At 40.8% G+C, this 7,042-nt stretch carries 9 protein-coding genes and 1 pseudogene; 7 read left to right on the top strand and 3 right to left on the bottom strand.

The window, feature by feature from the left end:
* Positions 1 to 198: helix-turn-helix domain-containing protein (locus tag IQ242_RS12450; RefSeq protein ID WP_193960189.1), on the bottom strand; the 198-nt coding region annotated here is incomplete at its 3' end.
* 90 nt (positions 199 to 288) lie between these two features.
* Here IQ242_RS12450 and IQ242_RS12445 point away from each other — a divergent pair.
* Positions 289 to 480, top strand: a complete 192-nt coding sequence (locus tag IQ242_RS12445) for a hypothetical protein (protein WP_228020957.1) — start codon at positions 289 to 291, stop codon at positions 478 to 480.
* Between the two features lie 208 nt (positions 481 to 688).
* On the opposite strand, the gene IQ242_RS12440 is transcribed toward IQ242_RS12445, so the two are convergent.
* Positions 689 to 1,141, bottom strand: coding sequence for an SRPBCC family protein (locus tag IQ242_RS12440; RefSeq protein ID WP_002771258.1), 453 nt, complete (start codon positions 1,139 to 1,141; stop codon positions 689 to 691).
* Between the two features lie 104 nt (positions 1,142 to 1,245).
* Here IQ242_RS12440 and IQ242_RS12435 point away from each other — a divergent pair, with 104 nt between their 5' ends.
* From IQ242_RS12435 to IQ242_RS12425, 3 genes are all read left to right on the top strand, one after another.
* Positions 1,246 to 1,608 carry a cupin domain-containing protein gene (locus tag IQ242_RS12435; protein WP_052275417.1) on the top strand — a complete coding sequence of 121 codons (363 nt, stop codon included), beginning with the start codon at positions 1,246 to 1,248 and terminating at the stop codon, positions 1,606 to 1,608.
* Positions 1,609 to 1,613: 5 nt separating this feature from the next.
* Positions 1,614 to 2,459, top strand: a complete 846-nt coding sequence (locus tag IQ242_RS12430) for a prephenate/arogenate dehydrogenase (protein ID WP_193960188.1) — start codon at positions 1,614 to 1,616, stop codon at positions 2,457 to 2,459.
* Between the two features lie 68 nt (positions 2,460 to 2,527).
* Positions 2,528 to 2,986 carry a nitrate reductase associated protein gene (locus IQ242_RS12425; protein WP_193960187.1) on the top strand — a complete coding sequence of 153 codons (459 nt, stop codon included), beginning with the start codon at positions 2,528 to 2,530 and terminating at the stop codon, positions 2,984 to 2,986.
* 150 nt (positions 2,987 to 3,136) lie between these two features.
* On the opposite strand, the gene IQ242_RS12420 is transcribed toward IQ242_RS12425, so the two are convergent.
* Complete coding sequence (locus IQ242_RS12420; RefSeq protein WP_002758191.1) at positions 3,137 to 3,328, bottom strand: DUF2949 domain-containing protein; 192 nt, start codon at positions 3,326 to 3,328, stop codon at positions 3,137 to 3,139.
* A gap of 475 nt (positions 3,329 to 3,803) precedes the next feature.
* Between IQ242_RS12420 and IQ242_RS12415 the strand changes: the two genes are divergently transcribed.
* The 3 genes and pseudogenes from IQ242_RS12415 to IQ242_RS12405 form a co-directional block, all read left to right on the top strand.
* Complete coding sequence (locus IQ242_RS12415; protein ID WP_193960186.1) at positions 3,804 to 4,781, top strand: glycosyltransferase; 978 nt, start codon at positions 3,804 to 3,806, stop codon at positions 4,779 to 4,781.
* Positions 4,782 to 5,349: 568 nt separating this feature from the next.
* Positions 5,350 to 5,685: pseudogene (locus IQ242_RS27110) on the top strand (DUF4351 domain-containing protein); the annotation flags it as partial.
* Positions 5,686 to 5,755: 70 nt separating this feature from the next.
* The coding region (locus IQ242_RS12405) for a BCD family MFS transporter (protein WP_193960185.1) at positions 5,756 to 7,042 on the top strand (1,287 nt) is incomplete at its 3' end.

Below are 7,042 nucleotides of genomic sequence, written 5' to 3'. Positions count from 1 at the left end.
TAATTCTTCTTGTTTTTTCCAATCGGTTAGCATTGAAGAAGTTTGAGCGTAGCCTACTCTTTCTTGCTTTTCGTACCAAGCTTGTGTTCTGAGATGGAGTGCCTTATTGTAAACCAATCTTACACATCCCAAAGTGCGCCGCAATAGCGACTCTTGTGTTGGTGTGGGGTAAAATCGAAACGAGTAGGCTTTTTCCATGTCTCACATTTTAGCATATATTTCGTAAATGTGCTAATATTTAACAGTAAAGCCGTCGTAGAACGACGGGGTTTCAGACCCAAATTTTCGATGACCAAAAGAGAGCTAACGATAACCAATACCTGCCCATCGGGTAGTTATTATATACAGCCGAAATTTAAAATGGCTATCCAAATGAACGATTTATTTCCAATTTTTACCCTCGTCAAAACTCCCCCTCTCGATCGCCCGATGACTCCCCTTCTTGAAACCCCAGAAGCCTATCTCTATAAAATTGAGTAGAAATAACTCAACCGTGATAGCGCAATTTGCTGGGGATATTCTTAGGAAGTTTTCCTTTTGGGGAGTCGGTTGTCGGTAGTCAGGAATAAGCTGTACTGCATTTAAACCAGTTATTGATTTTAGTACAAATGCTCACCACCCTCTGCCTGCTCCCATGCACTCTTAACAAGTGCTTTAGATAGTCAACAGCTTACTGCGGATGATTACCTCACCTTGGCGGCGTATTATTGACAATATTGAGCGCATAAAGGCGAAAACGCTCTAGATCAGCTTGCAGGGTTGATTCTACCACTCGACCGAGGAAAAGATTATCCATCAATTTTCCTAACCAACCGGGTATAGCATAGGCTGCTGTCAGTCGCACAATACTCCTACCATGACGATCATAAAAACGAATCGCCCCGCGGTTAGGCAACCCGTCCACGGATTCCCATTGAATAATCTGGTGGGGGACAATTTTCATTATCCGTGACAACCAAGTAAATTCTAGACCACCACTGGCTAACTTCCAACGGGAAAGCTCTGGCTCCTCCTCGATAATTTTCACCGATTCGATCCATTTCATCCAGTGGGGCATTTGTTCTAAATCTGACCAGAGTTCCCAAACCAGATCGATCGGCGCGTCCACTTCCACCTGTACACTATGTTCTAACCAAGTCATTCGTTAATTCTGGCGATGCTGAATATTTCTATGATAACGGCTATTAGTCTTTAGCTTTTCACTCAATGATAAAATAAAAACAATCTTCGAGGTTTAATTGTACTATGTTAATCAGAAAACTGCTCGAATGTGAGGAATTCATCGCTGGTGATCATACCCGATTGCGCGAGTTATTGCATCCCGATAAACAGCCGTTAAATCTACGTTATAGTTTAGCCCACGCGCAGGTAGATGTGGGGGAAACTTCTATTCCCCACGCTTTAAAAACTGCGGAAGTTTATTATATTCTGCAAGGACAAGGGGAAATGCACATCGATGAGGAAGTGCAATTAGTGACTGTCGGTGATGCAATTTATATACCTCCTCTAGCTAAACAATATATTCATAATTGTGGAGAGGAACCCTTAGTTTTCTTGTGCATTGTCGATCCTGCTTGGCGACTGGAAGACGAAATTATCTTTGAGTAAAACTAATGAATATTGGCATTATTGGACTGGGTTTAATCGGTGGTTCCTTGGGGTTAGATTTCCGCTCACAAGGTTATAAGGTTTTGGGAGTTTCTCGTCAACAACCCACCTGTGATATCGCTGTAGAAAAAGGAGTGGTAGATGAATCTAGCACCAGTTTAGAATTATTAGCTACTGCCGATTTAATCTTTATCTGTACTCCTATACATTTAATTGTGCCAACTTTGGAAAAATTAACTCCCTATTTACAAACCCAAACCATTGTCACCGATGTGGGATCGGTTAAAGAGGCAATTGTAGCCAATTGTAGTCAATTATGGCCAAATTTTGTCGGTAGTCATCCTATGGCTGGGAAAACCGAACAGGGAATTAATGCGGCACAATCGGGTTTATTTGTCAATACCCCTTATGTGATTACCCCCCTTGAATCTACTCCTAAATGTGCCGTGAAAATCTTAACTGAAATAGTAGAAAAATTAGGCTGTCAAATTTATTATTCCTCCCCCGAAGAACACGATCGAGCCGTGGCATGGATTTCCCATCTGCCAGTAATGATTAGTACCAGTTTAATCCAAGCTTGTGGGAAAGAACAAGACCTGAATATTCGCCAATTAGCGGAAAATTTAGCTAGTTCTGGTTTTCGCGATACCAGTCGCGTCGGTGCTGGCAATCCCGAATTAGGTTTAATGATGGCTAAATACAATCGTCAAGCTTTATTAATATCTTTGGCAAATTATCGGCAAAATCTTGATCAAATTGTTGACTATATTGCAGGAGAAAAATGGCAGAAAATAGAGGAAATTCTCGTCTCTAGTCATCAATATCGAGCTAATTTTCTTCAATCAAAATAACATTTTGCCCAGCAATTATACCCCAGCACTGTATCATAGATTTATCCTCAGCAAACCAATAAAATGATATGACCACCTTTTTCGACTTTGAAGCCGAATTTGTTGACTCCTTACGTTGCATACCGATGGCCGTGAGAATGAAACTAGATACCTGTGGAGTTAAATTAAAATTATCCCATTGGATGCAGTTAACTCAACCAGAAAGAATGGTATTAGTTAATATGGCTTGTACGACGGCAGCAGAAGCCAAAATCTATCGAGATTTTCTGCAAAAATTAATCACGGAAAAAACTGGCAATCCCGCAGGAGAACTAGCAATAGATACCCATCCCGCTTGGCTAGATGATAGCCAGATTCCTGATACAGTCCTAGAAAAAGCTAGAGAATTCCAGATCGAAATTAGTTTAGAACAATGGCAAAAATTGCAACCATCCCAACGGTTTGCCCTGATTAAACTCAGTCGTACCAGTCACGAAAATCTCAACTTCTATCCGGCCCTGAAAGAGTTCCATATAGTCGATGCCTAACTCAAGAACCTATGCCATATTAAGTTTGTTTCTACCTTACTGTCATGACGAGCAAAAAGGCAAGCAAGGGGTATAAAATTAAATAAATTGCAGTAACTTGCTGCTCTCTTAACAAAAATGATAATTAATGAGCATATGCTTGGAAAATAATTATACAGTTTCCATCCAATCAAAAACTTGATTCAATTGCGACAAATCGATTAAACCGTACTGCCATAAAACCATCGGCAAAGAACCCACCGATGCTTCACAGAGACGCACAGCCATATCGAAGGAACGGGGGGAAATAGCTAATTTTTCCAAGAGGAAAGTGCGGAGTTGTTTTTGTTGATGAGCTTCCATGATGTAAGGATCATTGGTAATGATAATCTGATTATTGAATAACTTATCCTCTATTAAAAAGAGATGCTTCCCTCACGGGGATCACCCAATTGGGTGATTTTGTCCAGCAATCGCAATAATTTCAGAATTTATCCATAATATGTCCTACTATCCCGAAATTGCTAGTGGGGATATCAACACTTTCTTTAGTTAGGGTCTGCTGAAAAAGTTTTTCGTGGGTACAGGGTGTGGGGTGTGGGGTTTTACCGATTTTGAGGAGGTCAATTACCTAATTTTCAGGGAAAAAGTCCAGGAATTTTCCCCCCGATCACTCCCAGATCTGGTACTTTTTGATTTCCCCAAAGTCTAAAAGTCTTACCAAACAAGGTTTTTAGATTTATTCAGCATACCCTACTTAGAAAAACGAGAAAGGGGAACTTTTGGGATAAGCTATTGATAACCTAGTTTTTGCTCGAGTAGGAGAGAATTTCCCTCAATGAGTCATGTTCCTAAAGTTTCCGTGATTATTCCTTGCTATAATCAAGGTCGCTATCTTGATCATGCGATCGCATCTGTTTTAGTACAAACATACCAAGGCTTTGAAATCCTCGTCATTGATGATGGATCCACAGAACCAGAAACCATCGAGATTTTACAAGATTATCAACAGCCAAAAACTAGGATCATCCGCACAGAAAATCAAGGGGTTGCCACAGCGAGAAATCTAGGAATTGCCCAAGCGCAAGGAACCTATATTCTTCCCCTTGATGCTGATGATAAAATTGCCGATTCCTATCTAGAAAAAGCGGTTGCTTTGCTAGAAAGTAATGAGCAATTAGGTATAGTTTATTGCGAAGCGGAATATTTTGGCGATAGACAAGGAATTTGGCCGCTGCCTGAGTATAAATTTCCCGATATATTAGTAGATAATATGATATTTTGCTCCGGTTTGTTTCGGAAATCCGACTGGGAAACTGTGGGCGGCTACAATAGCAATTTAATTTATGGTTGGGAAGATCACGATTTTTGGTTATCTCTGATCGAATTAGGTCGAGAAGTCTATCGTATCCCAGAATTGTTATTTTTCTATCGACAAAAAGCTGATTCTATGAGTCGCTCAATGACCGCAGAACACTATATCTATTCCTACACCCAACTTTTTTATAATCATCCCCAACTTTACTCCCAAAATATCCAAGCCATTTTTACTGCTTTAGTCACATTAAAAGTCGATATATTCGCTCAGTTAGAACAGGCTAGAGAACGAATTAAACAATTAGAAATCCATGAACAAGAATTGCAACAAGAATTGCAAAAAACCCAATTGGATTATCGAGAAAGAGATGAGGAATTACAAAAAGCTGACAGTAAAATAGCCGCCATGGAAAAAAGTAAATTCTGGCAAATGAGAAGAGCTTGGATTAAAATGCAAAAATTGCTAGGTTTGCTGGAAAAAGACCCAATTTATTCCTAAGGGAACTTCAACGCTAAACAAAGCTCGAATCGATTATAATCATTACAGAGTAAGCACTTGACGATTTGACGTCTGGATGACGGGCCAAAGATTTAGATCGTCGATAATTCCTCGCAGGTTGGCGATTCCTCCCTGTTTCATGGTTTCTTCTAGTTCTTTACTTTCGGTTTCCCCGTATTGAGTCTATTTTAGTCGGTCTTTGGGGTTGTAGATTTTGGCATCGGTGAGGACAATGGGGAAGATACGATCATCGAAATCTCCATTTTGTGCGATCTCGATTAACTCGAACATATAGTCATTTCAATTAAGATTGAGAATATCAATGCCAGAGTTCATAAGGGTTTAACTGGTCTAGAGTGTATCAGACTTATCTGAAATGACTATACAGTTACAGGAAAATGGATAATACAATAGGAAAATCTTGGCCAAAGTAGCCACAAAAATTGATAAGTAGGGAGGCACAATTATTTGTAGGATGGGTTAGCGGTAGCGTAACCCATGCTGGCGTTGGGTTTCATGCTTCAACCCAACCTACGTTCATCTTATATTTAATTCCACCCACCTACTTAATATCAAGGGGAGAACTGAAAAAAGCAATTTAGCCGTTGCTACAGCAATTCTGGCGTGGTTATTATTAAGTAAGGAAATCACCAGAAACTTATTAAGGGAAGAAATTATGGGCGAATCAGTCATTGATCAGGACATCCAAAAAAAAGGAAGACAATAAGAAGCGGTTGCTTTGATTCTACAACTACTTAACCGTCGTTTAGGTGAAATATCCTCAACTTTAAGCCAACAAATCCAAGAACTATCTCTAGAACAATTAGAAACTTTAGGAGAAGCGCTGCTCGATTTTACCAGCTTGACAGATCTGACCACTTGGTTATCAGAGATAGAAACTTAAATCCCCAGAAGATGTCTGCTCGTCCTGCGTTAAATTTTTAAATACTGGCTTTTTTTGTATTGATTTAACCATGGCTACCAGCGATATCTCCAATTCTACTCACTCATCCCCAAAACCCCTGCCAAAACTGGGACTTTTCACCATGTTTCGCTTAGGACTCTTTCAGATGGGACTAGGTATTATGTCCCTGCTGACTTTGGGGGTTCTCAATCGGATTATGATCGATGAGTTAAAAGTTTTACCCTTTCTCGCCGCAGCTGCGATCGCTATGCACCAGTTTGTTAGTCCGGCACGCATCTGGTTTGGACAAAGATCCGACGGTAAAACTATTTTTGGTCATCATCGCAGCGGTTATGTCTGGATTGGGGCGGCAATTTTTACCGCTTTAGCTTTTATTGCTTTGCAGGTAGTTTGGCAATTGGGACTTAGTATTCAAACTTCGGGATGGAATACCATTTCCTACGCTTGGATTGCCCTCTTAGCCTTAATTTTCGCCCTCTACGGACTAGCTTTAAGCGCCAGTTCCACCCCTTTTGCTGCCCTCTTGGTGGATGTGTCCGATGAAGATAATCGATCGCAATTAGTTGCTATAGTTTGGTCAATGCTGATGGTGGGAATCGTCGTCGGGGCGATCGTTAGTTCTCGTTTGCTGGATACTCCCAATATCTGCGGTACAAATATTTTGACCTATGATCCGACTCAATCAGCCCCTATAGCCAATATTCCGCAACTACAGGCGAATATTAACCCCGTGTTCACGATTATGCCCGCTATCGTTTTCGGTCTCTGTATTTTAGCGACTTTTGGCGTAGAAAAAAAATATTCTCGTTTTAGTAGTCGGTCCACTCTTGTGCAAAGAGAGGATCAAATTACCTTTAAAGATGCCCTACAAGTTCTCACCGCTAGTCGGCAAACCGGTTTATTTTTCACCTTTCTGCTGATGATGACTTTGAGTTTATTTATGCAGGATGCAATTATGGAACCCTTTGGCGGCGAGGTTTTTGGGATGTGTATCGCCCAAACCACCCAATTGAACGCTTTTTGGGGAACCGGAACCCTTTTTGGTATTGCTGCCACGGGATTTATGCTCATTCCCCGCATCGGTAAACAAAAAACCACTAAATATGGCTGTATTTTTGCAACAATTTGTTTTATTCTGTTGATTTTTGCCGGCTTTTCTGCCGACCAAAGTTTATTAAAATCAAGCTTGCTCTTTTTCGGTTTAGCTTCGGGAATGATTACTGCTGGAGCTACCAGTTTAATGTTAGATTTAACCGCTGCCGAAACTGCGGGAACTTTTATCGGCGCTTGGGGATTATCACAAGCGATCGCCCGGGGATTGGCCACGGTTTTAGGC

The sequence above is a fragment of the Microcystis sp. LEGE 08355 genome (genome assembly GCF_015207185.1).
GTDB classification, from domain to species: Bacteria; Cyanobacteriota; Cyanobacteriia; order Cyanobacteriales; family Microcystaceae; genus Microcystis; species Microcystis panniformis.
Note: the sequence above shows the minus strand (reverse complement) of the source record. Positions and strands in the feature narration are given on the sequence as shown.

Coding starts and splice junctions, on each gene's coding strand:
- IQ242_RS12445 (WP_228020957.1), top strand. CDS start 289: ATGACCAAAAGAGAGCTAACGATAACCAATACCTGCCCATCGGGTAGT.
- IQ242_RS12440 (WP_002771258.1), bottom strand. CDS start 1,141: ATGACTTGGTTAGAACATAGTGTACAGGTGGAAGTGGACGCGCCGATC.
- IQ242_RS12435 (WP_052275417.1), top strand. CDS start 1,246: ATGTTAATCAGAAAACTGCTCGAATGTGAGGAATTCATCGCTGGTGAT.
- IQ242_RS12430 (WP_193960188.1), top strand. CDS start 1,614: ATGAATATTGGCATTATTGGACTGGGTTTAATCGGTGGTTCCTTGGGG.
- IQ242_RS12425 (WP_193960187.1), top strand. CDS start 2,528: ATGACCACCTTTTTCGACTTTGAAGCCGAATTTGTTGACTCCTTACGT.
- IQ242_RS12420 (WP_002758191.1), bottom strand. CDS start 3,328: ATGGAAGCTCATCAACAAAAACAACTCCGCACTTTCCTCTTGGAAAAA.
- IQ242_RS12415 (WP_193960186.1), top strand. CDS start 3,804: ATGAGTCATGTTCCTAAAGTTTCCGTGATTATTCCTTGCTATAATCAA.